The organism is Granulicella aggregans (genome assembly GCF_025685565.1).
Lineage (GTDB): Bacteria > Acidobacteriota > Terriglobia > Terriglobales > Acidobacteriaceae > Edaphobacter > Edaphobacter aggregans_B.
This window is the reverse complement of record NZ_JAGSYE010000005.1, coordinates 88,467-115,004: the sequence shown is the minus strand read 5'-3', so window position 1 is coordinate 115,004 and position 26,538 is coordinate 88,467. Positions and strand designations below refer to the sequence as shown.

At 61.9% G+C, this 26,538-nt stretch carries 17 protein-coding genes; 7 read left to right on the top strand and 10 right to left on the bottom strand.

The genetic code is table 11. From position 1 onward, the window contains the following. Positions 1 to 33: 33 nt before the first annotated feature. The 5 genes from OHL18_RS21080 to OHL18_RS21060 form a co-directional block, all read right to left on the bottom strand. A complete protein-coding gene (locus OHL18_RS21080) occupies positions 34 to 2,184 on the bottom strand; it encodes a GGDEF domain-containing protein (RefSeq protein WP_263376857.1) in 2,151 nt (716 codons plus the stop codon). Positions 2,185 to 2,274: 90 nt separating this feature from the next. Next, positions 2,275 to 3,855, bottom strand: coding sequence for a hemolysin family protein (locus tag OHL18_RS21075; protein WP_263376856.1), 1,581 nt, complete (start codon positions 3,853 to 3,855; stop codon positions 2,275 to 2,277). Next, entirely contained in the window at positions 3,852 to 4,394 is a 543-nt protein-coding gene (gene ybeY, locus OHL18_RS21070; RefSeq protein WP_263376855.1) for an rRNA maturation RNase YbeY, read from the bottom strand. The genes OHL18_RS21075 and ybeY overlap by 4 nt, the downstream gene beginning before the upstream one ends. Then, positions 4,391 to 5,263, bottom strand: a complete 873-nt coding sequence (locus tag OHL18_RS21065) for a glycoside hydrolase family 16 protein (RefSeq protein WP_263376854.1) — start codon at positions 5,261 to 5,263, stop codon at positions 4,391 to 4,393. The genes ybeY and OHL18_RS21065 overlap by 4 nt, the downstream gene beginning before the upstream one ends. A gap of 229 nt (positions 5,264 to 5,492) precedes the next feature. Continuing rightward, positions 5,493 to 6,524 (bottom strand): PhoH family protein, encoded by a 1,032-nt coding sequence (locus OHL18_RS21060; RefSeq protein ID WP_263376853.1) that lies wholly within the window; start codon positions 6,522 to 6,524, stop codon positions 5,493 to 5,495. A 472-nt stretch (positions 6,525 to 6,996) separates the two neighbouring features. Here OHL18_RS21060 and OHL18_RS21055 point away from each other — a divergent pair, with 472 nt between their 5' ends. Both OHL18_RS21055 and rpsT read left to right on the top strand, forming a co-directional pair. Further along, positions 6,997 to 9,432 (top strand): ABC transporter permease, encoded by a 2,436-nt coding sequence (locus tag OHL18_RS21055; RefSeq protein WP_263376852.1) that lies wholly within the window; start codon positions 6,997 to 6,999, stop codon positions 9,430 to 9,432. A gap of 191 nt (positions 9,433 to 9,623) precedes the next feature. After that, a complete protein-coding gene (gene rpsT / locus OHL18_RS21050; RefSeq protein WP_263376851.1) occupies positions 9,624 to 9,902 on the top strand; it encodes a 30S ribosomal protein S20 in 279 nt (92 codons plus the stop codon). A gap of 125 nt (positions 9,903 to 10,027) precedes the next feature. Here rpsT and OHL18_RS21045 read toward each other — a convergent pair whose 3' ends face one another. Continuing rightward, complete coding sequence (locus OHL18_RS21045; protein ID WP_263376850.1) at positions 10,028 to 11,971, bottom strand: DUF3857 domain-containing protein; 1,944 nt, start codon at positions 11,969 to 11,971, stop codon at positions 10,028 to 10,030. Between the two features lie 239 nt (positions 11,972 to 12,210). Between OHL18_RS21045 and OHL18_RS21040 the strand changes: the two genes are divergently transcribed. Beyond that, positions 12,211 to 14,235 (top strand): hypothetical protein, encoded by a 2,025-nt coding sequence (locus OHL18_RS21040; protein WP_263376849.1) that lies wholly within the window; start codon positions 12,211 to 12,213, stop codon positions 14,233 to 14,235. 1 nt (position 14,236) lies between these two features. On the opposite strand, the gene OHL18_RS21035 is transcribed toward OHL18_RS21040, so the two are convergent. Then, a complete protein-coding gene (locus tag OHL18_RS21035; protein WP_263376848.1) occupies positions 14,237 to 16,063 on the bottom strand; it encodes a hypothetical protein in 1,827 nt (608 codons plus the stop codon). A 364-nt stretch (positions 16,064 to 16,427) separates the two neighbouring features. On the opposite strand from OHL18_RS21035, the gene OHL18_RS21030 reads away from it, so the two are divergent. The 4 genes from OHL18_RS21030 (at position 16,428) to OHL18_RS21015 (ending at position 23,215) form a co-directional block, all read left to right on the top strand. Then, positions 16,428 to 18,542, top strand: a complete 2,115-nt coding sequence (locus OHL18_RS21030) for a M13 family metallopeptidase (protein WP_263376847.1) — start codon at positions 16,428 to 16,430, stop codon at positions 18,540 to 18,542. A gap of 147 nt (positions 18,543 to 18,689) precedes the next feature. Next, positions 18,690 to 19,556 (top strand): DMT family transporter, encoded by an 867-nt coding sequence (locus tag OHL18_RS21025; RefSeq protein ID WP_263376846.1) that lies wholly within the window; start codon positions 18,690 to 18,692, stop codon positions 19,554 to 19,556. A 47-nt stretch (positions 19,557 to 19,603) separates the two neighbouring features. Beyond that, positions 19,604 to 21,826, top strand: a complete 2,223-nt coding sequence (locus OHL18_RS21020; protein ID WP_263376845.1) for an FUSC family protein — start codon at positions 19,604 to 19,606, stop codon at positions 21,824 to 21,826. A 75-nt stretch (positions 21,827 to 21,901) separates the two neighbouring features. Continuing rightward, positions 21,902 to 23,215 carry a M20/M25/M40 family metallo-hydrolase gene (locus tag OHL18_RS21015; protein WP_263376844.1) on the top strand — a complete coding sequence of 438 codons (1,314 nt, stop codon included), beginning with the start codon at positions 21,902 to 21,904 and terminating at the stop codon, positions 23,213 to 23,215. A gap of 33 nt (positions 23,216 to 23,248) precedes the next feature. On the opposite strand, the gene OHL18_RS21010 is transcribed toward OHL18_RS21015, so the two are convergent. The 3 genes from OHL18_RS21010 to OHL18_RS21000 form a co-directional block, all read right to left on the bottom strand. Next, positions 23,249 to 24,238: a hypothetical protein gene (locus OHL18_RS21010; protein ID WP_263376843.1), complete on the bottom strand. Its 990-nt coding sequence runs from the start codon at positions 24,236 to 24,238 to the stop codon at positions 23,249 to 23,251. Positions 24,239 to 24,279: 41 nt separating this feature from the next. Continuing rightward, the gene (locus OHL18_RS21005) at positions 24,280 to 25,065 is read right to left on the bottom strand and encodes a MerR family transcriptional regulator (protein ID WP_263376842.1); all 786 of its coding nucleotides are present in this window, start codon (positions 25,063 to 25,065) and stop codon (positions 24,280 to 24,282) included. 92 nt (positions 25,066 to 25,157) lie between these two features. Then, positions 25,158 to 26,525 (bottom strand): MATE family efflux transporter, encoded by a 1,368-nt coding sequence (locus OHL18_RS21000; protein ID WP_263376841.1) that lies wholly within the window; start codon positions 26,523 to 26,525, stop codon positions 25,158 to 25,160. Between the last annotated feature and the right edge of the window lie 13 nt (positions 26,526 to 26,538).

Genomic DNA, 26,538 nt, shown 5'->3' with positions numbered 1-26,538 from the left:
GCCGTTCGCGCGCGATGAATCCGCCCACCCGCTTCAGAGGTTGGGTGCGAGCTGGGTAATGGGGGCTTGCGTGGTTGGCGCTGAGGATAGGGTGAGTTGGGATTCAGGCTGGCGAGCTGCGATATGGCGGAACGCGACCTGGTTGCGGCCGTTGTGTTTCGCGTCGTAGAGCGCGAGGTCGGCGGCGGCCACGGCCTCATCGGCGGCGTGGAGCGGGAAGTTGGCTACCGTCGCGCCTACACTGGCGGTCGCAAGGATGGCGGTTCCCTGGGTGGAGATCAACCCGTCGCCGACCGCGTGGCGGATTCTTTCCGCGCAGGCTCGAACATTGTCTCGATCGCACTCTGGGAGGATGACGAGAAACTCCTCGCCGCCGTAGCGTCCCACCCAATCGGCGGCACGGACAGCGTGCAGGAGGCGTTGGGCGGCCGTCCGGATGACGTCGTCGCCGGAGGCATGGCCGTAGGTATCGTTGATGCGCTTGAAGTGGTCGAGGTCAAGCATGATGATGCCCGTGGGAGCGCCGGAGCGAGTTGCCACAAGCACCTCGCGTTCGAGCATCTCGAAGATGGCCTTGCGATTGTAGAGGCCGGTGAGAGCGTCGTGGGTGGCCTGAAACTCGGCGGCTTCCTTTAGGGCATGGGTCTCCTCGAGCTGGGTACGGATCGTAGCGGTCTGCTCCTTGACCCGGCGGCGAAGGACGACGAGCCAGCAAAAGGCAATGAGGGTGAGCGCAAGAGCGATGGCGAGCACGGCAAGGGTATGCGCGGCGTTCCACCAGGAAGGACGCTCCATGAGGACGAGGTCGGCGATGGAGCGTTCCATGATGGTGAAGGACTTGGCCTTGGGGGTCGATCCGACGGTGTTGCCTTCGCCATCGGACTGAACCCGGCAGACACCGGTGATGCGAAAGATGCTTCCGTATTGAAGCGGAGGAACACGCGTGGGGATGAAGCTCTTGGGCAGGACGGCGGTGAAGATGTTATCGCCCGAGGACAGAGTGATGCTCGCCACGTCGCCCGTGCGGTTCTCGTTGATGAGCTTGCCTTCAACGGTGATGAGTTTGGCGTCCGTGGAGGGATTGAGTGCCTGTTCAAAGGTGAGGAGCGAGGGGACGACGTCTTGATAGGCGTTTATTGGCCGGTAGATGGCGTGGTCCAGAGTGGGGTTGAACTCGCCGATGGAGGGAAAGCCGAGGACATCCACCAACTGGCCGACTTTGACCAGGTCAGTCTGGGAGGTCTCGGCGCAGATGTTCTTGGAGTCGTCCTGGACGCAGATCAGCTTTCCGGGCCATAGAAGGGTGACGCTGCCTCGGATATGGGCGCGATGCTGGAGCTCCGAGTGCGGGGTGTAGCGGAGGAGTTCGGAGATGGGGGTGACGAGGATGCGGAAGGGATTGGGCGGTGCCGGCTGTTCGACCGTAACGGTGAACATGCCGGGAAAGATGATGTGGGCTCCGGTCATCTGGCCCATGGAGTTGAAGAGCGGGGCGGCGTTGCCGCGAATGGCGACCTTGGCGTCGATCAGACTGCCGTAATCGAAGGCAGGGTCGAGGACGGTGAAGGCGGTGAGGATGCCATCGGCCATCCAGAGATCGAGGAAGATTTGGCGATCGTAGCGACGGTAGGCGTGGACGACGCCCTCCACCTCGACCCATTGCCCGTCGGTGGCTCCCTCCATCATGGCGGTAGCGGTGACACGGGGTACGTTGAGGGGCAGATGGGACTTGCCGAGGAAGCGCGCCTGGGCGCGGTCGACGATCGGGGCAAACTGTCCGGCGCTGGTGACTCCGGTGATCTCGACGGCATCCCCGGTGAGAAGCGGGGCGGCGGTCGGTTTGGCCAGGGCGACATAGATGCTACCGGAGGAGTCGTTGACGAAGAGCCGCGGGCTGCCGGGTTCTATGGTGTTGTCGTAATACGTGACAACTGCTTGGAGGTGCACGGGATAGCCCCGTGCCGCTTCCGCTTGCGTCAGACTATGGGCGGCATGGGCGGAAGTTAGCGTTGGGGGAGTTGAAGCCTCGGGGTCAATGCCTACCGCGTGGGCGGCTACTTCGCGGATGGACAGGAGACCGAGTAGAAAGGCGAGAAGAAGAGCGGAGGGAAATCGCGAAGAGACAGCCGGCCAGAGGAACTGGCTTTTGTCATTTCGCTTTGGGTACATGCCCAGAGTTGTCACGCACCCTCCCATGGGAACTATCGGCGGAGAGTGGTGAACCGTGAGGGTCCGTGAAGTAGCAACAGGGCGATGATTAAGAGTCGCGACGATTCAGTCGGTGGCTGACGGACTGGAGAGGCCGACGCGGATACGGTCGATCCGGCGGTCGGTGGAGGCGAGCACCTCGAGGCGGAGACCGTCTTCCTCTACGACCTCGCCGGGGAGCGGGATGTGACCCGCGATCTCGGAGACGAGGCCGCCAAGCGTGGTGGACTCGTAGTGCTCGGGCAGGCGAAGGGCGGTAGGCTGATCGGAATCGCGGGTTAGTTCGCGGACGATCACCTCTTCGCGGGCGTTGGGGTCTTCGGAGTCGGAGTCTGTATCCGCTTGCAGATCGGATGCGCTGGCGGCGCGGCGGTCGGCCAGGCTGCGACGTTCGGCGGAGGTCAGAGCGGCAGCGGAGACTGGGGAACGGCGATCGGCGGTGACGCGAGCATCAAGCGCGGATGTGGCGGAGGATTCTATGGTTTCCGTGGCATCGGACGAGTCTTCTTTGTCCGCAAATCGAGCGTCGAACTGCGACTGGAAGAGATCGCGGAGGCGGGAGATCTCGAAGCTGCCGGAGACGATGAAAGAACCGTCGGGCTCGGCGATGGGGGCGTCGTCGTCCTCGGTCTCGTCGTGCTCGTCGGCGATGTTGCCGACGATGGCCTCGATGAGGTCTTCGATGGTGATGAGGCCGGCGACGCCGCCGTACTCGTCGATAACGATGCGCATGTGCTGCTTTTGGCGCTGCATCTCGCGGAGGAGTTCGTTGACCTTCTTGGTCTCCGGGACGAAGGCTGCGGGCTTCTGCAACTGCGCCACGGTGAGCTGGCTGGCTTCGGAGTCGAGAACTTGCAGCAGGTCGTGGGCGAAGACGATGCCGGTGATGTTGTCGAGCTGGCCGGAGAAGACAGGGACGCGGGAGTAGATGTTCTCTTCGAGGGCCGCGGTGAAGACCTCAAGCGTCATCGAGCCGTCGACGGCGTAGATCTCCGGGCGCGGGGTCATCACTTCACGGACGACCTTGTCGCCGAACTCGACGACGGAGCGGACGAGTTCGCGGTCAGACTCTTCGAGGATGCCTTCCTCTTCGCCGGCTTCGAGGAGAGCGTCCATGGCTTCGGAGGGGTGATCCTCTTCGGTGGTGTCTTCGGGTTCCGCGAGAGCGGCGATGGAGAGCAGAAGGCCCATCAGCAGGGTGACGGGGAGGACAAGGTAAAAGAGCGCTTCGAGGAGGTAACGGATCTTTGCGATCCAGATGCCTCGAGTGCGCGTGAAGAGGAGCTGCGGCAGCAGGCGATCGAAGAAGATGATGAGCAGAACGAGTTCGATAGCGGTGCGAGCGATGTCCGAAAGGTGCGGCGTTCGCGTGTAAACGGGGACAAGCGAGTTGGGGCTGTAAAGGCGCAGGCCCGAGAGCATGGCCATTGCGGCAAGCGAGAGCTGGCGCAAGACCGAAGCAGAGAGGGCGATGGATTCGCGGCCGAGGCGGAGGCGGGGCTCGACAGCGCTCTCCCAGGCATCGATGTTGTCCTGGTACTCGCGGGCGAGGAACTTGCCCATCTCGGAGTAGACGCGGTCGACGTAGGCGGCGAGAAGCAGGATGCCAAGCAAGATGATGAGGCTGAGGAAGTAGGCGGCGCTCATCGCTTCACCCGCTTCTTAGCTGGCCTCGCGACGGTCTTTCGCTGCGATCTCTTTGCGGCGGCTTTGCCTGGCCTGGGTGCGGATTTCGTAGTGACTCGCGCTATGAGGCTGACAGGGAGTTTGAGGATCGCGCGGAGTTCGGCTTCATGGGCTGCCATCTCGCCCTCGTCGGTCTCGTGGTCCAGGCCATAGAGGTGGAGCAGACCGTGAAGGATTAGGATACGAAGCTCCTCGTCCAGCGTGTGACCGAACTGAGCGGCTTGGCGGGCAGAGGTTTGAAGCGAGATGGCGAGGTCGCCGGCGTGGTGTTGCGAGACCTCGGGCGGCGACGGGAAGCTGAGAATATCGGTGGCTTTGTTCTTGTTGCGGAAGGCGCGGTTGAGACGTTTCAGCTCGGCATCGGAGGTGAGAAGAAGCTCGACATCACCCTCCAGTTCGACGAGCTTGCGGGCGCGGTTGAGAAAGCGCGTAAGGCCGGGCTTCGAGAGCGCGGTGGCGTCTGGAACGAGCGCAAGGGCTTGCGGGTCGATGGAGATCATTTTGTGAGCGCGCTCGGGAGGGCGGTGATCTTGTGATCGGCACGTTTATAGACGCGGACGTAGTCGACGAGCATCTGCTGGGGGAAGTTGGTAGTCTGGTCAGGATTGCCGGGCCAGTCGCCGCCCACGGCGAGGTTCAAAAGGATGTAGAACGGGTGGTTGTAGACCCAGGCCGCCCCGGCGGGAAGGTCGGCGGGAGTGCGTTCAGCGACGAGATGGTCATCGAGGAAGAACTTGATGTCGTTCGGTGCCCACTCGGCGGCGTAGAGATGGAAGGCGGTATCTACACGCTGGCCTTCAGGGAGCGTGAACGCCTTGGTCGGGCCTTTGTCACCGCTATAGCCGGGGCCGTGGATGGTGCTGTGGCTGACGGCGGCCTCGCCGATGTTTTCAACGATGTCGATCTCGCCGGAATTGGGCCAGCCGACGGCGGCGGCATCATCGCCAAGCATCCAGAAGGCAGGCCAGATGCCTTTGCCGAGCGGCATCTTGATGCTGGCCTCGAAGCGGCCGTAGGTCTGGGAGAAGATCCCGTGGGTAAAGAGCCGGGCGGAGGTGTAGTGCCGCGTAGTGCCGTCGGGACGGGTAGTGTCCTGCTTCAGCGCTGAGAGAACGAGATGTCCGTCTTCGATGTGAGCGTTGGCGGGGCTGCTGGTGTAGGTTTCGAGCTCGTGATTGTTGTTGTCGGAGAGGTCGAAGGCCCATTTCTTAGGATCGGGCGCTGATCCGTTGGGGCGGTTGAACTCGTCCGACCAGGTGAGATTCCAACGGGGGGCTTGCGCCGAGGCGCTCAGGGCGCATGCGAGGAGAAGCGCAAGCGCGGAGACAGCAGAGATAAAGCGCGTACTTGGAGGGTCGATGGTCATCATCGGTCGCTACTAGGATGGTATCGCATTGAGGATTTGGGGGTGGGATGAGAGCGATTGGTAGCGGAAAGCTTCAAGCGGTATGGGAGATGTCAGCAGTCTCGGGGTCCTTCGACTGCGCGCTTCGCTCAGTGACGGATTTTCTTTGGGTTGAGGAGAGCGGTTCGTGCTTTGCACGAATGTCCCACCCATGCGATGAAGCCGCATGGATGGGGCACCCGAGTTTGTGGCGTTATTGGGGCTTGGAAATGGGGTGTGCGGGTTCCAGGGTTGAGCCGGGCATGCCTGTATCGATGGCGAGCGGCAGTTGCTGTTGGGCGCGGCCATAGCTGTCGTAGGCGCGGACGATCCGTTGGACGAGCTGATGGCGGACCACGTCGACGTCCTCGAAGTGGCAGAAGCGGATGCCTTCAACGCCCGAAAGAACGTTGAGGGCTTCGAGCAGGCCGGACTTCTTGGGGTTGGGCAGGTCGGTCTGGGTGAGGTCGCCTGTGATGACGCACTTGGAGTTGTTCCCGAGACGGGTGACGAACATCTTCATCTGCTCGGTGGTGGTGTTCTGGGCCTCGTCCATGATGATGAAGGCGTCGGCGAGGGTGCGGCCGCGCATGAAGGCGAGCGGAGCAACCTCGATGACGTTCGACTCCAGCATCTTGTCGACCTTCATGGGATCTAGAAGATCGTAGAGGGCGTCGTAGAGCGGTCGGAGGTAGGGGTCGACCTTCTCCTGCAAGGAACCGGGGAGGAAGCCTAGTCGCTCACCGGCTTCGACGGCGGGGCGGACAAGAATAATGCGGCTGACCTTCTTCGCCATGAGCGCAGAGACAGCCATGGCGACGGCCAGGTAGGTCTTGCCGGTTCCGGCAGGGCCGAGGCCGAAGGTCATGTCGGACTGCTCGATGGCTTCGACATACTTGCGCTGGTTGGGGGAGCGGGGCTGCACCATCCGCTTTACACCCGCAGACCGCTGTTTGCCGGACTCGACGAGCGAGCGGAGGCTGACGGTAGTGTCGGCAACCACGAGCTTGAGCATGCCGTGGAGTTCGCCATTGTGGAGGTTGACGCCGGACTTTCGTAGATATTCGAAGTCGGAGAAGACACGCGTGACTCGTTCGATAGCGTCGTCTGGGCCGGTGACATGAATGGCGTCGGAGCGTAGGTCGATGGTCACGTGCAGGCCATCTTCAAGGAGGCGAAGGTTTTCGTCGCGGGTCCCGTACAGGGGCTCAATGCCAGGCGTGATGTCGAGGGCTCTTTTATTCAATTAGTGATCTGACCTCCGTCAGGGAGTTACAGGTTGGGGCACAAGTAAGGTTGCTGCCGAAGATATCGGCAGAAAGCGGGCTTGAGTTATGGGATGATTTCGGCGGGCAGCCGGATGGCTGGCGGTGAAGCTTGTTCTCGGGTTGGCGGGAGGTGCCAATAAGAGTCCGAATGGGGAGAGAGTAGAACTTCGGGAAGTGGGAGTCAAGCCAATTTTTGTACCGCTTTTGTGGGGTTTTATCGGAATGGGCGTGCTTCCGGTAACTGGCCACACGTAGCTGTCCGTTCGCTGTCCATTCATGGACAGCCGTTTACGGCGTTGGACACACTCGGAGTTGCAATCTGCAATACGGGCGGAAGAAAGCTGCTTTCTTTGAGCAGGTTGCAGCCGACGAGCCTATGGTTTGTGAATTGCACTTCAGTTCGCACGGGCGGCGTAAAAATCCCTTTCCTCTCTGAACCGGAGGCCAGTCATGAGCAATCTGCTGCAGGATGTGAGATTTGCGCTTCGCCAGATGAGGCGTTCCCCGGGATTTGCCATGACTGCGGTGCTGACCTTGGCGCTGGGGATTGCGGCGAATCTGATTGTCTTCGGCGTAGTGGATGCGCTGATTCTCCGTCCGCTCGATGTAGAACGGGTCGACCGGGTGCGGCAGGTGCAGCCAACCGGGCTGGCGTATCCGGTCTTTGCGTATCCGGAGATTCGTGAACTGCGAGACACCAATACGGTCTTTTCGTCGGCGGCGGCAGAGGTGTCGCAGAACTTCGGGATGGAGGCGGATGGGCTGACGCGGCCGGTGTGGGGCTTGGAGGTGAGCGGTCAGTACTTCGAGGTGTTGGCAGTGAAGCCGGCGATGGGAAGGCTGCTAACGCGGGAGGACGACGACCATCCCGGGGCTTCGAACGCGGCGGTGATCACCTGGTCGACGTGGAAGACGGAGTTCAATGGCGATCCTGGGGTTGTGGGCAAGACGATCCGTCTGAACAAGCAGCCGTACACAATTGTGGGCGTGACGGAGCCGAGGTTCCATGGGACGGAGACGTTTCTACAGCCAGGAATCGTGGTCCCAATCGCGAATGAGGAGGCCCTCGAAGGGGTTAGCTGGCTAAACCAGTGGAGCAGCAAGAACATCTTTGCGATGGTGCGGTTGAAGGATGGGGTGACGGACGCGCAGGTGAAGGCTGACCTCGATGCGATTGCGAACCGAGTGCGGCAGGAGCATCCGGTGGAGGAGGAGAAGCTGGGATACCGGCTGACAGAGCCGGGGCTGATCGGAGACTACATTCAGCGACCGGTGCGTGCGTTTATGTCGGCGGTGGCGGGGCTAGGTGGAATCGTGCTCCTCGCGGCCTGTGCGAACCTGGGGAGCTTGTTCGCGGCGCGGACTGCGGACCGGACGCGGGAGATTGCGATCCGGATGGCGGTGGGATCGAGCCGGTGGCGGGTAGTGCAGCAGGTGATGGTGGAGGCGGTGGTCATCGCGTTTTTTGGCGGGGCCGTTGCTTGCGGGCTGGCGTGGCTGGGGTTGACGGAGCTGGCGAGGTGGAATCCGCCGACGGACTATCCGATCCGCTTCCTGGTTGCGCCGCAGCCGTCGCTGATCCTGGTGGCGCTGGCGGTGTCGGTGGTGGCGGGGCTGGTCTTTGGCGTAATGCCGCTGCGGCAGATCTTCAAGACCGACCCCAATGACGCCATCAAGAGTGGCGGACAGGGATTGGCCGGGCGGCGGTGGGCGCTGCGGGATGTTCTGCTCGCTCTGCAGATTGCGTTGTGCTGCGTCACGGTGACAGCGGCGTTTGTGGCGCTGCGGGGGATGACGCGGGCGCTGACGATGGACCTGGGATTCAATCCTAAGAATGTGACGCTGTCGCGGTTCGATGTGAGTCAGGCGCGGTATACGGGCGAGGCGGCGGGGCAGTTTCAGAGGCGTCTGCTGGAGAGGGTGTCGGCTATGCCGGGGGTGAAGGCCGCAGGGTATGCGAACACGACTCCACTGGCGAATCCTTCCACGACGGACATCTATGCGGATCAGACGACAGATATGCGACCGTCGAACGTAGCCTTTGCGTCGTTCGTCTACGGTGTCTCGCCGGGGTACTTCAACGCGGCCGAGACGCGGATGCTGGCCGGGCGCGATGTGAGCTTCGCGGATACTCCAAAGACGCCGCGCGTAGCCGTCGTGAACCGGGAGTTCGTAAAGAGCTTGCTGCACTCTGCAGACATCCATGCGGCGGTGGGCCGCTACTTCAAGAACCGGAAGGGCGAACTCGTACAGATCGTCGGCGTGGTCGAGAACGGGAAGTATTTCTTCCTGAGCGAAGACCAGAGCGAAGCGCTCTTCTATCCGATCTCGCAGGCGCCGGACACGGCGACCGATCTGATCGTGCGGGCGGATGACGGCGCGGAGGGTGATATGGCGGAGCGGGTACGCGCCGTGATCCGGGAGATGGATGCGGCCATTCCGTTGCGCGCTTCGGAGTCATGGAAGAGCGCGCTGGCATTCAGCTTCTTTCCCGCCCAGGTAGCGACAGCAGCACTGAGCGTGTTCGGGGGGTTTGGTCTCCTGTTGTCGATTGCGGGCACGTTTGGGCTGGCGTCTTACACGGTCAGCAAGCGACTGCGGGAGCTGAGCGTCCGGGTCGCGCTGGGAGCGCAGGGGCGGCAGGTGCTTTGGGCGGCACTGGGGAGGATGCTGGGGCTGTTGGCGGCTGGGTCAGTCGCGGGGATGTTGCTTGGAGTTGCGACCGGCAAGCTGCTCTCGGCGGTGGTGTATCAGGCCTCGGCGCAGGACCCGGTAGTGATCTTCGCGGTAGGGATGACGATGGTGCTGGCTGGGCTGATGTCTGTGACCGGACCGGTCAGAAGGGCGCTACGAGTTGACCCGGCAAACCTACTGCGGGAGCAGTGAAATGGTTGATTCCGATTGACTGCCGGGGTGGAGTTCCGTAGACTTATGGTTGCGGCAGACTGTGGCGCGCGTCCGGCTGGAGCTTCAGAAAATTTGAAGCGAGAGGCTGGGAGACGCGATTCGGGTAAGCCACAAGACTGCATCCCCATTTTTCCCCGCCAAAGCGGGGCTAGAGAAGAGACTAAGAAGTTATGGCAAATCATGTTTCGTCGTTGAAGCGCGCACGTCAGACCATCGTTAAGACCGCTGTGAACCGGGCCAACAAGAGCAAGCTGCGCGGCACGCTGCGTTTGCTTCGCGAGGCGATCATTAAGGGCGACCACGCAGCTGCCACCACGCAGTACCGCGAGACCGCGTCGATCCTGGACAAGAGCGTGCAGAAGGGTGTTCTGCACAAGAACACCGCGAGCCGCTACAAGAGCCGCCTGAACAGCCGCCTGAAGGCAATCGCGACCGCCAAGGCTGCGTAATTGCTGTCGGCTGATAGCCGACCAGCTAAAAAGATTTGAGACAGACGCAGAAATACCCGCCCCGGGTGTTGGAACGGGCCGGTATTTTTGCGTCTTTTTTGCTTTTTGCCAAGCTAGCCCGCGGCTTAGTGACTCCCCAGCTGGGTGACGTGGGCAGCGGCGGTGAGGAGGCTGATCTGCTCCTGGTCGATGCCGGCGATCTGCGAGAAGTAGTTGTGCAGCGCTGTGTACTCTTCCACGGTGTAGTCGAGACGATCCAGCGAGAAGTTCCGCTGCGTGATGAGGGTATTCCGCTTGTCTAACGGAGCCTGTATCCGGCTTAGAAAATTGCTGGCGAGGGGGATCGAGATGGACTTGCTGGTTGGGAGCGTCTCCGGAACGAGCCCCGCCAAGAGAGTCAGATTCATCTGGTCTCCGGTGGCGTAGCGATCGGGAAAGGCGATCGGGGTGGTGCGGCCCTCGGTGACGAAGAGTCGTTTGCTGGTAGAGGAGAAGAACTGCGCGGGAATCAGGAGCCGACGCGAAGTGGCAACACCAAATTTGCCGGTAACGGTGAGGGTTGCAACCAGAGGAGCCTCCGGGTCCGACAGAGCGGAGAGTGAGTTGATCTTCACTTCCACGCCTGCGGGGACGATCTCCTGCATATCCTTCTCGATCTCGGTGCGGACGAACTGCTCGTCTTCAAGGATGGCGGCGAGCCGGAGCGGAAGTCCGGCAATCCCCTTGAACGTGATCGTGATCTTTCCGCTGACGTTGCCCGCCGGATCGAGGGTGAGGTCAGCGACGCGTTCGCTCCGCGAGCCCTGGGAAGTGTCATAGGGCGTGGAGCTGAAGCTCATCTTCTTCCCGGTGATGGTAATCCCGGTGACCCTGGCATGCCACGGGGCGAGATGTCCGAACGGGCAGCGTGGGACGCCGGGATCGAAGGCAAGCCGGCGGGTATCCACCTGAACGATGGCGATGATTGAATCGAGTTGGCTCCAACTCAGGACTTCCCTGTCGAAGACCGTATGGTTGCGCGAGGCGACGGCCATGGGAGTGGCTTCGTAGCCTGCAGCGCGAACGAGGGCCACGAAGAGATAAGTGAGTTGAAAGGAGTTTCCCCGTTGCAGAGTCCAGACATCGGAGGCATTCTGCGCGACCACGATTCGGGAGCGCTCTTCTTCCTTTTGGGTGCGCTGGCGGGTGAAGTCAGTATTCTCGAGCGCCTGCACCGCCAAATAAATCTTGTGCAGCTTGACGGCATCGCTGTCGGAGGGCTGGATGAGCGTCAGGACGGCCGCCTTAAGGTTCTTGTCCGGGGTGCAGAACTCATCCCAGGCGGTCTTGTGGCTGAGCCCCTCGAGGCCCCAGAAGGTCTCGGTGGATTCGAGGGTGTAAAAGAAGCGGACGTTATAGATGGCTGAGGCGAACGGGGGCATGAAGTCCTCGTCGGGCGCGGGGGCGGTATCGGCCAGATCGAGGGTGACATGATCGCCAACGCGATTGATGGTCGCGCCGGGAGGCAGTTTGGCGATCCAGCGCAGCTTCTTCGCCCCGACATAGCCTGGAGGCTTGAGCGATAGATGAGCGGCGTGGGCGAAGTAGTTATGCTGAAGCACCCAGATGGGGCTGTAGAAGTTGGATGAGGAACGAAAGAAGTATTCGACGATGCTGCCGACGGTGACATCGGCGAGCGCGGTCGCGACGGTGGGCTGCGCCTTGCCAGGGAAGATACCAAGAATCCGCTTCGGGGTGGGGATGACGAGCGGAACAATGGTTCCGTCAGGATGGATGGTACGGGCCTGGAACTCGCCGTCGATGCGGCTGAAGTCACCGACGTTTCGGCCGGCGTCTTTGAGGACCTTGATGCGCATGTGGATGAGGATCTCGCCCGAGTCTCCGTTGTCCGTCTCCTCGTAGGAGAGGATGACGGCGGGTGCGCCAGGGGCTTTGGAGTCGTCGGTCATGGCAAGTTCGGCAGGCGTGGCCGGGGTCCATTCGAACTTTGCCCCAAGCGCGAAAGCAGGCGCGAAGAAGAGGGGCGACAGCGTCAGCCACGCGAGGATTGTTCTGCGGGGTAAAGACAAGATGAACTCCATTCGGATGGAGTCATGCTATGGGACGGAGAGGAGGGTCGCAAGGGGTGTTTCGGAGATGGTGGGATGAGTTGGGAAGCCACACTTACGTCCGTTCCGCGTGTCTCTCCTTCGTCTGCGCTTTTGCCGCGTGCACCCGCCGGGATAGTCGAGAGAGCTATAATTCCGCCACGGTGGCCTGAGTGGAACTTGAGCGTTATTCCCGGCAACTTACCCTCCTCCTTAGCTTCATGGTGACTACGGGGGCTCTGATGGGGCAGCAGCCGTCGCCAGCAGACGGCGCTCCGGAGACTTCCGCCCCGACGAACCCGAATCTGCTTGATCATCCGATCGCTCCGACGGCGGCGCAGTCGGCCGCTTATCGGGAGATGGATCTGCTGCGGAGGGATGGCTTCTCCGTGGCACAGGCGGCCACGGTGTCCCTGCATGTGGCGGACAAGAAGGGTGTGGTTCCACACGGTCTGACAGACGGCGCCTTCAAGATGACCGTGAACGGAACGGTGCGCACCGTTCGAGTGCAGGCTCCGGGAGGCGCGACGGTTCCGGAGGTGCCGCTGGTGTTGCTGGTCTTTCCGCCGAACGACCCGATTGTTCATGGCATCGGAGTGCGCGAAGCGAAGAAGTACTTCGGCGGTCTGAGCGATGAAATCTTGCCGTGGAAGGTCGGCATCCTGGACTCTGACGGAAGTCTGACGCCGTTTACGAACGGGCGGTCACAACTGGTGGCCAATCTCGACTTGGTGGATCATACGATCGAGCCGATGCAGTACACGTCCGCGGCTCCGCTCCCAAAGCGATTTCGCTGGGAGGGGACATGGCTGCGGAAGGCGGAAGAGGCGATTGCTCTGATGCAGCGGTTTGAGGGGCCGAAGGTAATCCTGGCCATGAACCCGGTGGGCGAGTCGATCTACGGGCTGAACGACCAGATTCTGGCGCACGATGGGCCGGAGGCGCTTACCGGGATGACGATGGCAATCGGTGGCCATATCTACATTGCGAATGTGAGCGGGCCAGACGTGATCGTTCCCTATGGATCAGCCAGTCAGGACAGTGCGGCACAGGGACGAAATCTATTTCGAGGCCCGATCGGCGTTGCCGCGCAGCTTAGTGCGGCAGCAACGGTGGCACAGTACCGGACTTCGGTGGTAAGGCAGACGGCAAAGGACACGATGGGTGGATTTTCGAACTCATTTCGCGATCTTGCCGGATATATCCATCGCGATCTGGACGAGAACTATCTGCTGACGTTCGATATGACTGCGGCTGACCGGGACAAGGGAACTCCGGCGGTAGAGGTGGAGTTGGCGGACCGCCAGGAACGAGTGACCATTGTCGATATTGCAGCCGTGGGAACGATCTACGATGGCGACCGGAAGGTCCTGTCGAAGGAGGTGCTGGCCCGGGTGAAGCTCGAGGCAAAGAAGCCGGTGGCGTCGCCCGACTTCAGAATTACGCAGCATGTCGACTACTTCCCGATTCGCGGCGGTCTGACGCCGATGCTGCCGATGAGCGCCCTCGTCGAGTGGACAGGCAAAGGCCCCGCTCCCCGCGAATTGTCAGTCTCTGAGTCGGTTGAAGATGTCACGCTGGCGACCTCGGCGCTCGATCGCGAGGTGCAGGCAGGCTGGAATGGCCGGTTTGTCACATGGGAGCGAGACGGACATCTGCACCCTGGGCACTATGTTTGGCGGGTGGCGATTCATGACGACCAGGGCAAGGTCTACTCGGCGGTGGAGCAGAAGGTGAACATCGAGAATCCGCGCGGGGCGGCGATCATGGCGAGCAGCCTGATTATCGGCAACTCTTGCTGGAAGAGCGTGAGCGCTGCGGGCGGCATGAGGCAGCGAAGCGAGCTCTCCGCCAAGGACGAGGAGCAGGTCCATTTCGCGATCGACCCGATGAAAGCTGGCGATTGCAGGGTAAGGCCGGTCTCGCCGGAGAGACTGACTTCAGCTGATCTGCTACGTACCTTTGTGCGGCTGTATCCGGCGGAGAAGTTGCGTAAGAAGGACGCGCCGGAGAGCTGGGCGGCGGTGTTTGTGCTGCGCTCGGAGACGGGAGCCGTCGAGGCACGGCGCGAGACGAAGTTCTTGGCTGACGGTGGGTCAGGATACCTGGCGTTTGTGGAGATGCCGCTGGGCGGAGACGGCGTTGAAACCGGGCCGCATACGCTGGATGTAGAGATGCGAGGGCCGGGAATTCATGGCGCACTGAAGCAGTCGCGGCAGATTTCGATCGCGCCGGTGGCGCACTAAGTTAGGATGACGGCTTTTGGGGTGAGGCTTCGCTCGGGGCGGGTTCGTAGAGTGTTGGAGGCTTGCGGCGCTTTTCCGGCTCGGAAGATGGGGCATCGTCGGGCTTCTCGGGTTGGCTGGTGGCGGCCTTCGCCGTAGGAGCTACCGGGCAGGCGGCTACAGACTTCTCCGTGAGGTTGGCGCAAGCGGGTGCGGGCTCTGACGTAGGAATTGTGGGGGCGGAGGTTGCCGTGCTCTGTAGCGGCTTGGCTGCGGTGATGGAATCTTGTTTCGCGGCGGGAGCCGTCGCCGGGTCGCCTACGATGCGGGCGGCGGCGGTCTGATCCTGCGTCTCGGGTTCGGTGTGGATCGTGTCTCCAACGATCTTGCCGTCTGCGTCGCTCGAACCCGGGGATGGGGATCTGCCGTTGAGAGCGTCCTTGATCTCTGCGAGGGAGAACCGCATGGTGGCGTTGGCAGGAGGCGGAGCCATCGCCTCCTCGATCTTCATCTCGGCAAGATCTTTGGGGGTAAACGCGGGCAGCTTGAAGAGCTCAACCGCCGGATCGTGAAGGGGCTTTTCGCCCTTGAACTGGGGCGGTGCCGGGATGTCGTGGATGACGGCGAGTGTGAGGCCGTCCGGAGATAAGGCGTAGTTCTGGCCGGCGCGCTGAATTGGGTTGGCCACGGCGCGGAGGAGTTGTTTGCCGTTGTACATCTGGATGACGCGAATCTCCTGCGCGGTGAGTTGCGACATGGAGGGCGTCTCCGAGCCGAAGACGTTCGACGTGGTGATGGTCCGGGAGAAGGCAAAGCGTCCTGCGCGAGGAGCCGAAGAGAAGGATGGGTAGGCCTGGGTGTCGGTGAAGTTAATTTGCCAGATGAGGTCGCCGCGGAGATTGAATCCGGCGAGGTCGAGGGAGTCGTCCGCGCCCCGGCAGCCGTAGGTGACGAACTCGCTGTGGCTGATGAAGGTGGGACGTGGATGACAGCTGGTGGGAAAGTCGCCGAGGTCTAAATCCTTCCCGGTGTACGTGATGAAGTGAAAGAGGACGCCGTCGCGGGATTCGTCGCGGGTCTCGAGGAAGCCTTCGGTGGTGAGCGGGATGCTGACGACCTTTTCGGTATGAACGCGGGCGGCAAGCTGCGCGATGATGTGGGTGGGATCGGGGTGAAGCAGGTGGATGAAGCTGATCTCCACCGGCAACTGATCGGTGGACGAGACCTTTGGATCGCGGCGTAGAAGACCGGTGGAACGGGTGGGAGCGGCGGAGGGAGTTGCGCTGGAACTCTGAGAGGTCGCGGGCGACGTTTGCGTCGATACCTGGAGCATGGGATCGATGACCGCGTGCGCCTTGGGCTTGACCGTCTCAATTGCCAGAAGGTCGTGATCGGCGGAGACGATGATGGCTTCAATGCGCCGGCTGAAGTGGAGGAACGGCTCCTGCGCGAAAGGTTTGGCGGCGAGGTTCTTGAGCGGAGAGAGGAGAGTGAGGGTGTCGCGGTTGCGGAGGAGGAAGTGACCGTCACCGAGGTCCCAGAGATACTGGCCCAGGTCGTGGAAGCGCCACTCAGTCGAGGCGAGTTCCTTTCCTGAAGGGATCTCGATCAGGACGGCTTTGACGGTGCGGTCTTCGTCGTCGGCGGGGCAGTCGGGAAGACGCTGCATGAGGCGGGAGATGCCGAAGGTGACAAGGAGATGCGTATTGTCGACGAAGTCGACGGTGAGCATGGTCGCGCCCTGCAGGAGATAACGCTCGGAGATGGTCTGGAAGCCGAATGGAGTGAGCTGGATGCGGTGGGGCGGGTTGGGATCGCGGGCGTGGGCTGCGGTAGTAGCGAGAAGCAAGAGCGCAAGGAGGATTTGGGTCGCACGTTGAGAAAGGGACTTCCGGATCAAAGGGTTCGAGCTGTATGGGGGGCGTGAACTCCCTCGGAGTCCTTCGACCGTGTTTGCCGCAAAAGCGCGCCAAACTCCGCTCAGGATAACGGAGCTGCTCTTGTTCGTGGGGTGGCGAGCGGCGATGGGGATTGGGAGCTGCATGGGTTCGGTGCCCAACGTTCTTTGATTACTGTTTCACATGATGGTGAGACGGGGATAGGGGTCAGATGGTCGCCACCGCAGGTTGTGAACATCGGCGACGGCGCTTTCGTAATGATACAAACGAGTGATTGCGGTCAGGCTCCATGCCGGATCCGAAGGGGAGAATAAAGTGCGCGTGACGATGCTGAACGGGGCGGTAAGGAAGAGTGTAGCGGCCGTGGCGATGGTGATGACGGCGATGGGTGCAGGCGCTCACGCGGCGGCTCAGAACGTGGCCGCAGCAGGAGGCGACGCGGCCACCAAGGTGTATCTGCCGATTCCCGGCTTCGATACGACATCGCTCGATACGAGCGTGGATCCTTGTAACGACTTCTACAAATTTGCCTGCGGGAAGTTCGCGGCGAACCATCCCATTCCGCCGGATCAATCTGGAGTCGACCAGTTCTACGCGCTGTACAACGTGAACACGCAGGCTCTGAACGGGATTCTGACGAAAGAGGCGGCGGGCGGGTCGGCCAGGTCGGCGGATGAACAGAAGATTGGGGACTACTACGCTGCGTGCCTGAACACCGACCTGATCGAGAAAAAGGGGCTCGCACCGATCGAGCCGCTGCTGGCGGAGATCGATGCGTTGAGCGACGGAATGCGTGGAAAGCTGGCCCTGCCCACACTAATCGGCAAACTGCAGCGGATGGGCTTAAACGTGTTCTTCAGCTTTGGCGAGCAGCAGGACTTCAAGGATGCGACCAAGCAGATTGCGATCGTCAGCCAGGGCGGACTCGGGCTGCCGGAGAAGGATTACTACCTGCGGACAGGCGCGAAGGACATCGAGATCCGCAAACAGTACGAAGAGCACATCGCGAAGATGCTAACGCTCGCCGGAACTCCGGAGGAGAAGGCAAAGAAGGATGCGACGGCGATCCTTGCGTTCGAGACGGCGCTGGCGAAGGGGTCGATGGGCGTGACCGAGATGCGCGATCCGGAGAAGATCTATCACCTCATGCCGATAGCGAAGTTCGAGACGAGCATCTCACCGGTGAACTTCGGACAGTTCTTGACGGCGATCCATTCACCTCAACTCACCGAGATCAACGACGCAACGCCGGACTTCTTCCCCGTCCTGGTGAGGGAGGTGAAGGCGACGGATATGGAGACGCTGAAGGCGTATATGCGTTACCAGGTGCTCTCGGCGAACGCGGGCCATCTCCCGAAGAAGTTCGACGACGAAAGCTTCGATTTCTTCGGGCGCAAGCTGAGCGGTCAACCAGAGCAGGAGGCACGCTGGAAGCGCTGCTCGAACGGCGTGAACGGAGCTCTGGGCGAAGCGCTGGGGAAGGTCTATGTGGACCAGTACTTTGCCGGGGACAGCAAGGCCAAGATGCTGGAGATGGTGCACGACATCGAGTCGGCGATGGAACGGGACATCGACTCGCTCGATTGGATGAGCGCGGCGACGAAGGTGCGAGCGAAGGAGAAGCTGCACGCGGTTGCGAACAAGATCGGTTATCCGGACAAGTGGCGTGATTACTCGTCGCTCAAGATTGCGCCAGACGATGCCGCTGGCAACTCGGAGCGGGCAACAGAGTTTGAGAACGACCGGGAGCTGAACAAGATTGGCAAGCCGGTGGACCACAGCGAGTGGGGGATGACTCCGCCGACGGTAAATGCCTACTACGATCCGAGCATGAACGACATCAACTTCCCTGCCGGCATTCTGCAACCTGCGTTCTACGACAAGAGCCAGGACGATGCGGTGAACTATGGCCACATCGGCGCGGTGATTGGGCACGAACTGACGCATGGGTTCGACGATGAGGGGAAGAAGTTCGACGCGAAGGGAAACCTGAGCGACTGGTGGACCGCTGACGACACGAAGAAGTTTGAGGCAAGGACGGACTGCCTGGTGAAGGAGTATGGCGGATTCACGGCTGTCGACGACGTCAAGGTAAACGGCAAGCTGACACTGGGCGAAAATACGGCGGACAACGGCGGCCTGGTACTCGCATACATGGCTTATCTCGAGCGCGCGAAGGCGAACGGTGTGGACCTGATGGCGAAGAAGGATGGCTACACGGAGCCGCAGCGCTTTTATATCGGCTTTGCTCAGAACTGGTGCGAGAATGCTCGGCCGGAACAGGTGCGGAACCAGGTGCTGACGGATGGGCACTCGCCGGACCACTTCCGGGCGAACGGAGCGATTGTGAACCAACCGGGGTTTGCAGCGGCGTTCAGCTGTAAGAAGGGCGCTCCGATGGTGCCAGCAGATAGCTGCAGGGTCTGGTGAAGAGGCAGGGTATAGGGGTAGGGTTTAGGGTGTAGCGGCAAAGACGGTGATTTTCTACACCCTATTCCCTATCCCCTACACCCTGTTCTTCTGTGCGAGAGTTGAAAGATGCATGGAAAGAGCAGGGCTTTAGGTTTTGGCGCTTGTATGGCAGCGAGCGCGTTGTGGGGCTGCGGATTTTTCTTTGGCAAGATTGCGCTGCGCGAGATGTCGGTTGGTCACATGGTGCTCTACCGGTTTGCGTTCGCCGTGCTGGCGATGCTGCCGCTGCTGGTGACGCATCCCCCAAAGTTCAACCGCCGGGAGTGGGGTGTGCTGCTGGTGGCTTCCTTTCTGGGGGTGCCGGTGCAGTTTCTGCTGCAGTTTTATGGACTGTCGCTGACGACGGTGTCTCACGCCTCGTTGATGGTGGGAATGATGCCGGTGATCCTCGCGGTGGGTGCGGCAGTGTGGGCGCATGAGCGCATGGACCTGGTGGGATGGCTGGCTCTGGTCGGCTCGACTTGTGGAGCGGCGTTGATTGCGCTGGGGCATGTTTCCGGCGGAGGTTCCAGCCTGGCGGGTGATCTTTGCGTGGTGGCGTCGCTGGCGATTGCGCTCTTCTGGATTTTGGCAAACAAGCATTTGATGGAGACCCACGGTCCTATTCAAGTAACGGTGTATGGGCAGGCTCTGGGGACGGCGATGCTCGCCGTATGGGTTCCCCTGCAGTACGGCATGCCCCCGGTGATGGGTATCTCATGGAGGGCGTGGGCAGCGCTTGCGGCCAGTGGAGTGCTTTGCACGGCAACAACGACGCTACTGTGGAACTGGGGCATGACACAGGTGCCCGCGTCACAGGCGGGCGTGTTGCTGAATATGGAGCCGCTGATGGGATCTCTTCTTGGGGTATTCGTGCTGGGCGAGAGATTAGGGCCAAGCGCGTGGGCAGGCGGAGGCTTGATCCTGGCGTCGGCGGTGACTCTGACCACGCGGTCGAAGACTCGGGTGAGAGAGCAGATGCCGATTACTTAGCTCTCATCGCGACCGGTTGCGATGAGGGCTGCAATAGACTTGGGGGCATGAGCGTTGCGGCGGCGATCGATCGTTTTGAGAGAGTGCTGAAATCGCTGCACTGGACACGCGGCTTGCGAGCGGGAGTAGCCGTAGCCGGAGCTATGATCGTCTGTAACCGGCTTGGGCTGCCGATGGGATGGGCGGCGCTGGGCGGCTTCGAAGCAGTTCTGGTCGATAACGGCGGCCCGTACCGGTCTCGGCTGGAGACGATGGCGACGCTGCTGGCAGGCGGCAGCCTGGTCTGCGTGATCGGCGCGATGGTGGGTGGGAGCCTTTGGCTTGCGGTCATAGTGACGGCAGCGGTCTGTTTTTCGGCGACGTTCGCGCGGGTGGCGTCGGAGCGGATTGCCTCGACGAGCGTGATCATCCTGGTGCTGTACTTCGCGGGCTTTGGCGGGACCGACCACAGCTTTGCGCATGCCTGCGCGGCGGCGCTGGAGTTTGTGCTGGGCGGTTTGTGGGCGGCAGCCCTGAGCCTGGTGCTGTGGCCGGTCGACCCGTTCCGGCCAGCACGGCGGGAGGTGGCCGAGTGCTACACGGTGCTGGCGGAGTTCTCCGGAAAGATGCTGGTGGAGGAGTGGTCTGGCGATGCCAATGACGGCGCGGCCGCCGAAGAGCGGCGCATCAGCCTCGAGCACACCGGGCACTTTCAGCGGGCGATGCGGCTGCAGATGGAGAAAGCGCGGCACGCGGTAGGCCGGGTTCCGGCGCGGATGACCGCCCGGACGGTACGGGCGCGCAACCTGACCGTGCTGCTCGAAACGGCAGACATGCTCTTCGCGATCACGATGCGCTGGCGGGAGCTGGCAGAGGTGGCCGACGATCCCGCTTCCTTCGCGGCGGTGCGCGAGGCGGCCCGATGGCTGAGCGGGGCGGAATGGGCGATCTCGCGCGGCCTCAGGCAGCGGCCCGGAGACGGAGCGGCCTCCTATACGCCAGAGGGATCGCACTCCATGGAGCATGTGCAGCCGCGGCTGAAGCGACCACGATGGCCGTTCGCGAAGGGCACGACGCGAGCGCATCTGGCGACGGATGAACGCGATGCGCTCGAGAATGTGCAGATTGCGTTTGAGGCAGTGAGAGCAGTGTGGAGCGGGGTCGAGCTACGTGTGGGTGGAGCGGCGGCCAGATGGGAGATGATCGCGCAGGACTCTGAGGAGCCGGCTGTAGCTTCTGAAAAAGACCGCGCGACGCAATATCGCTGGGTGGATGCACTGCGTGCAAACTTGACGTTTGACTCGGTCATGATGCGGCACGCGCTGCGGATGGCGGTAGTGGGAGGCGTCGACATTCTGCTGATGCGGTTGACCCATGTGCGGCATGGGTCGTGGCTGGCTATGACGTCGATTATCGTGTTACAGCCGTATGGCTCGGGCACGCTGCGGCGCGGGATGCAGCGTGTGGGTGGGACGATCGCGGGCGGCGCACTGGCGGCTGTACTCGCAACGGCGATTCATGGGCAGGCGGGATTGATCGCGGTGCTGGCGGTGGTCTCAGCTCTGACCCTGGCGACCTATGCGGTGAACTACGCTTGGTACTGCTTCTTTCTGACGCCAACGTTTGTGCTGATGTCGATGCCGTACTTCCGGGACTGGAGCTATGCCGGAGTGCGAATGGCGAATACGGTGCTTGGTGCACTGGTTGCAGTGCTGGCCATGCGGCTTCTCTGGCCGGAACATGAGCACCTGGAACTGGGGCGTTTGCTGGGGCGAGGAGCGAGCGCGGACGCGGGCTATCTGCGGGCGATGATTCGTTACTGGCAGACGAGCGGGCAGGAGCGACCGGCGGCAGAGCGGCAGGTATTGGCCCCGGCGCGGCGGCTTTCGGGCCTCGCGATCAACGACGCGGAGGAGTCGCTGGATCGCATGATGCTGGAGCCGGGGTTCGGCAAACAGGCAACGTCGGGAGACATCCAGACCGAGGCGTTGACGTTTGTGACGTATCTACGAAGACTGATGCGCGTGGCAACGACTCTGACGACGGTGGGCTCTGGCGGCGAGCGGACCATTGGTCGAGTGGAGTCCATGATCGCGCGCCTCGAGCGGGTGAGCGCCGCGTTGCTTGGGACCGAAGTGCTGACGGGCGCGGCGGCTTCAGGCGGAGATCTCGCGGGCGACGATGATGGGCAGCCGGGCTCCGTGGAAGAGCAACAGATGCGAAGAATGGAGCGACAGGTAGGAGTGTTGGAGAGAACTGCGGCGGAGTTGATGGGGAAGGCGGTGGGGTAAAGCCAACGTCCTCATCCCTCCTGCGTCGTCTGATGCGGCGCGTGATATTCTCCGGGCACTATGGCGAAGATGTGGATGGGTTCCCTGCTGGTTCTTGCTGGCAGCGTCGCTGCCGCAGCGCAGACGGCGATTGCGCCGGTTGAGAGCACGATGATCCGGTCTGTCGACACGCAGAACCGCGAGGCTGTGGCGCTGCTGGAGAAGATCGTCAACATCAACAGCGGGACGATGAATATTCCCGGCGTGATCGCGGTGAAGGACGAGATCGAGCCTCGGCTGCGCGGGCTTGGGTTCAAGACGAAGTGGATGCCAATGGACGATGCCCACCGCGCCGGCGATCTGGTGGCGGAACATCCGTGCCCGCTCGGCGATGGCAACTGCGGCAAGCGGATGCTGCTGATCGGTCACATGGACACGGTCTTCGAGAAGGACAGCAGCTTCCAAACCTACACCATGATTCCGGACGGTACGGGAAATGTCGCGACGGGGCCCGGGGTGAACGATATGAAGGGCGGCCTCGTGGTGATGCTGGTCGCGCTGGGAGCCATGCAGTCTGCCGGCGTTCTGGACACGGCGGAGATACGAATTGTCCTGAGCGGGGATGAAGAGCGGCATGGCGATCCGATCGCGATAACGCGCAAGGACATGATCGACGCGGCGAAGGTAAGCGATGTGGCGTTCGAGTTCGAGAGCGGCGTGCGGCGCCAAGGGGTGGACACGATCAGCATCTCGCGGCGGAGTTCGGTGACCTGGCACCTGGATACAACGGGAAAGAGCGGCCACTCCTCACAGATCTTCTCGGACAACATGGGAGCCGGGGCGATCTATGAGATGACCCGGATTCTCGATGCCTTCCGGGCGCAACTGCCGGAGCCGGGGCTAACGTTCAACGTGGGTCTGATGCTTGGAGGAGCGACGGCGGAGTTGAATGAGTCGAAGCTGGGGGGCCGTGCAACCGGCAAGGCGAACGTGGTGCCGCCCACAGCAATCGCCATTGGCGACATACGGACGCTGGATAACGGCCAGAGCGAGCGCGTGGAACAGAGGATGCGCGAGATCGTCGGCAAACATCTGCCACGGACCGGAGCGACGATCTCCTTCGACGAGGCTTACCCGGCGATGCCGGTAACCGAATCCGGGCACGACCTGGTGAGGCAGTTAAATGCTGTGAACGCGACGCTGGGATTCCCACCGATGCCAGAGCTTGACCCCATGCTGCGCGGTGCTGGGGATATCTCGTTTATCGCGCAGTATCTTCCGGGGCTGGTAGGGACAGGGGCGATGGGTGAGGGCTCGCACGCGGAGGGCGAGATCGTCTATCTGGACTCGATTGCGAAGCAGGCGAAGCGGAGTGCGCTATTGATGTACCGGTTGAGCCAGCAGAAATAGGCTGAAGATCCCAATTGTGCCGCGAGCGAGTTATCAATCGACTATCGCCTGCTCCAGCGCCTGGTAGCGGGTGATGCGCTTCGCGGCGAACACGATCAACCAGACTGCAGCGGCGAGAAAGACCGCGTTGCTGATCCGCATCCAAAGCAACTCGCCGACCAGCGGCCTCTGAGTGAACGCATGAATGCCGTACCCCAGCGCGCCTCCCGCTGCGAGGCTTAGTGTATGCAGCGCGCTCCATCTGGCTTTTCGCGAAAAGAACGTGAGCAGGATAAGGAAGACCGCGTCAATCGCGAGCATCGCACCCACCGAACCCCAACCCCACTTCGGCGGTGTGTACAGGACGCCCAGGCCCAGCACGAACGCAGCGACTCCGGCGATCAGTGGGCTCGGCACTATACCGTCGGTGATTCGCGATCTCCTGACCGGAATCAGGAACGCAGACGCGATCAGCAAGATGCTCAGCCCTGCCGCGCTAACAAGCTGCGGCCTGGACGCCACGAAGTGGTTCTGCTTGAGCCCAATCCCGAAGTTTGCGGCTGAACCTAGCACGAACACGAAAGCGACCACCGAACTACCCACTCGCCCCAGCCACGGAGTTTCAGCCTCGGCAGGAAACAACGCCTCCACCAGCGCAATCGAAACGCCCATGCTCCAGAATGTGTGGAGGTTGAACATCAACAACGTCCACCAGCCTCCGATGCCCAATGCCGGAAGATAGGCATGGTCAAGCAGGTGCATATGCATCTTCAGATAGTCGTGGTTAAACAGAGACTGCGTCACCAGGCCTTCGGCGATCGACGCGTAGGCCGCGCCCAGCACCAGCATCATCGGCCAGCCGCGGCCCGTTCGCCGTCCCGCTTCGCGAATCAGTACCGCCGCGCCACCGTACGCCGGAGCCAATACGATTAACGCTGGCAGCAGCTTGAGCGGCAGGTCTCCCAGCAGATACTCCGCCACCACCGGAGCCACGAAGAACAGCGTAATCACCGCAGACAGCTTGCTCTTGGATGCGGCCATCATCGTCTCCTTGCATTCGTGAAGCGAATGAAGCGGCGCCTCTATCAGCCGTGCCGCAGGCAGGCTTGAACCGCCTGCTTGAAGAAGGCCAGGTACTCGGGCTTTGGCATACCTGCCCGGAGCCTGGAGGCGTGTTCGTCATCGGGCCAGTGGCTCTCGTCCTCGAAGAGCCGATGGTAACCCTCGCCAATCTCCGGGTCTCCCTGCGTGAACTCGTCGCCCAGGCGCATCCACCGTGCAACCACCGCCCGGCCCTCCTCACTGTCCGGTGGCACCTGATGATCAAGCGCGTGTTGTATGTCGACGAACAAAGCCTGCCATCGCGCACCGATCTCTTCCTTCTGTTCAGGTGTCAGGGCTGCACGCCGCTCCCGAAGCGCCTCCAAGGCCTTCGGGCTGTAGTACCTTTCTGTCCAGTCTGTGGCTTCTTGCATTTGTATCTCCTTCAGAATGGTCTGGTAGAGGAGCCACTCGGATTCCGCGGGGTTCTGTGCGCGTCGTTGTGCGTGTTCGATGGCACGCAGGATGCGGTCCAGGCCGCCGCGCCGTTCACGCAGCGCCGCACTCTGTCGTGCGAGCGTGACCGTCAGCGGTTCTGCGCCACGACCGGTTGGTGTGTTCAGCAGCGCGGCGATCTCGCGCAATGAAAGACCCAGGTACCGCAACACGAGAATCCGCTCCAGGCGACCGAGATCCTCGTGACAATACAGCCGATAGCCTCGCTCCGAACGATGCGCCGGAGACAGCAGCTCGAGCCCGTCGTAGTGATGCAATGCCCGCACAGTAACGCCGGCGAGCTTTGCGAACTCCTTGATGCGGAAAGTGCTCATGGTTCTCACCTTGAAAATCTTGGAGCATGACGTAAGGGTAGGGTCAAGCGCTTTCGAAGATTCCCAATCGAAAGTCGGCTTGGCGGCAGACGCTAAGCAACCGAGATCGTGGTCTCCAGCTTTCGAGCGCTGCGGTGCCAGCTTGTTACAAGAGCACCGCCCGCGATGATCAGCCCGAGGCAGAGACCGATCCACAGGCCCACCGCACCGAGCTTGAAGTGAAAGCCCAGCAGAACGCCGACGGGTAAGCCGATCAGCCAGTATCCGATGAGATGGACGAAGAGGCCGATGTGGGTGTTCCCTGCCCCGCGCAGAGCGCCGGTGGCCGTGATCTGGACGCCGTCGAAGAACTGGAAAGCGGCAGCGACGAGAAGCAGAGGAACGGCGGCGGCGATGACAGCGGGGTCTACGGTGAAGGCGCGGGCGATGAGGTTCGGCACCAAGATCAGGACAGCCGAAGCGCAGAGCATGAAGGCAGCACCAAGACCGATGGAGCTCCAGCCGGCGGCGCGGGCCTCTTCTGGAGACTTGCGGCCGATGGCCTGACCGACGCGCACAGAGGCTGCCGCCGAGATTGCGAAGGGCACCATGAACGTGATGCTGGCGACGTTGAGGGCGATCTCGTGGCCGGCCAGCGGGAGTGGGCCGAAGGTTCCGATCAGATAGGTGACCGCGCCGAAGATGGAGATCTCGACGAAGATCTGCGCGCCGACGGGAGCACCGAAGAGGGTGAGCTCGCGGAGGCGGCTGTACTCGATGCGGCGCGTGACGGAACGCAGGCCGTAGGCGTGTTTGCGGTCGAAGTACAGGATGGCAAGAAGGAAGAAAAGCGCGAGATAAAGGCGAGCGAGCGCGGTAGAGATGGCCGCGCCGACGACTCCTTGGCCTGCGAGAGTGAGCGGACCCCACTGGTGCGGGAAGAGGAAGGCCCAGTCCAGCAGCGCGTTGACGACGTTGGCGGTGACCAGGGCGATCGCGATGGACCTGGCGTGGTCGAAGGCCTGAAGGTAGCGGCGAAACGTGAGCGCAAGGATGAGTGGAGGCGTGCCCAAATTGAGGACTCGGAGGAACGTGACTGCCTGCGAGCGGATGATGGGGTCGACAGGGAAATATGCAAGGCCGAAGGAGGCGGCGTGGACGACCGCCATGAGGATAGCGATGAGAATGGCGGAGAGTACGAGCCCGTGGAGGAGCCAGCGATTGGCCTCGCCGAACTTGCCGGCACCGTGGGCTTGCGAAAGGTAGGTATCGAGGCCAAGCAGGACGCCGCCGATGCCGAAGGCGATGGTGTTGTAGAGAACTTGCGCGAGGGCGACGGCGGAGATGGTGATCGCCGGGTGAGGCAGGTGGCCGACCATGATGGTGTCGACGACCGCCATGAACATCCATCCGACCTCGGCCAGGATGAGCGGCAAGGCGAGGGCCAGTACGGAACGGATTTGGGGGCGGATGGGGAGCATGGAAGTGGGTGAA

What these genes read in the sequence shown, in the direction of transcription:
- OHL18_RS21055 (WP_263376852.1), top strand. Translation starts at nt 6,997, where the DNA reads ATGAGCAATCTGCTGCAGGATGTGAGATTTGCGCTTCGCCAGATGAGG.
- OHL18_RS21005 (WP_263376842.1), bottom strand. Translation starts at nt 25,065, where the DNA reads ATGAGCACTTTCCGCATCAAGGAGTTCGCAAAGCTCGCCGGCGTTACT.
- OHL18_RS21065 (WP_263376854.1), bottom strand. Translation starts at nt 5,263, where the DNA reads ATGATGACCATCGACCCTCCAAGTACGCGCTTTATCTCTGCTGTCTCC.
- OHL18_RS21020 (WP_263376845.1), top strand. Translation starts at nt 19,604, where the DNA reads ATGAGCGTTGCGGCGGCGATCGATCGTTTTGAGAGAGTGCTGAAATCG.
- OHL18_RS21010 (WP_263376843.1), bottom strand. Translation starts at nt 24,238, where the DNA reads ATGATGGCCGCATCCAAGAGCAAGCTGTCTGCGGTGATTACGCTGTTC.
- OHL18_RS21025 (WP_263376846.1), top strand. Translation starts at nt 18,690, where the DNA reads ATGGCAGCGAGCGCGTTGTGGGGCTGCGGATTTTTCTTTGGCAAGATT.
- OHL18_RS21015 (WP_263376844.1), top strand. Translation starts at nt 21,902, where the DNA reads ATGGGTTCCCTGCTGGTTCTTGCTGGCAGCGTCGCTGCCGCAGCGCAG.
- ybeY (WP_263376855.1), bottom strand. Translation starts at nt 4,394, where the DNA reads ATGATCTCCATCGACCCGCAAGCCCTTGCGCTCGTTCCAGACGCCACC.
- rpsT (WP_263376851.1), top strand. Translation starts at nt 9,624, where the DNA reads ATGGCAAATCATGTTTCGTCGTTGAAGCGCGCACGTCAGACCATCGTT.
- OHL18_RS21075 (WP_263376856.1), bottom strand. Translation starts at nt 3,855, where the DNA reads ATGAGCGCCGCCTACTTCCTCAGCCTCATCATCTTGCTTGGCATCCTG.
- OHL18_RS21000 (WP_263376841.1), bottom strand. Translation starts at nt 26,525, where the DNA reads ATGCTCCCCATCCGCCCCCAAATCCGTTCCGTACTGGCCCTCGCCTTG.
- OHL18_RS21040 (WP_263376849.1), top strand. Translation starts at nt 12,211, where the DNA reads ATGGTGACTACGGGGGCTCTGATGGGGCAGCAGCCGTCGCCAGCAGAC.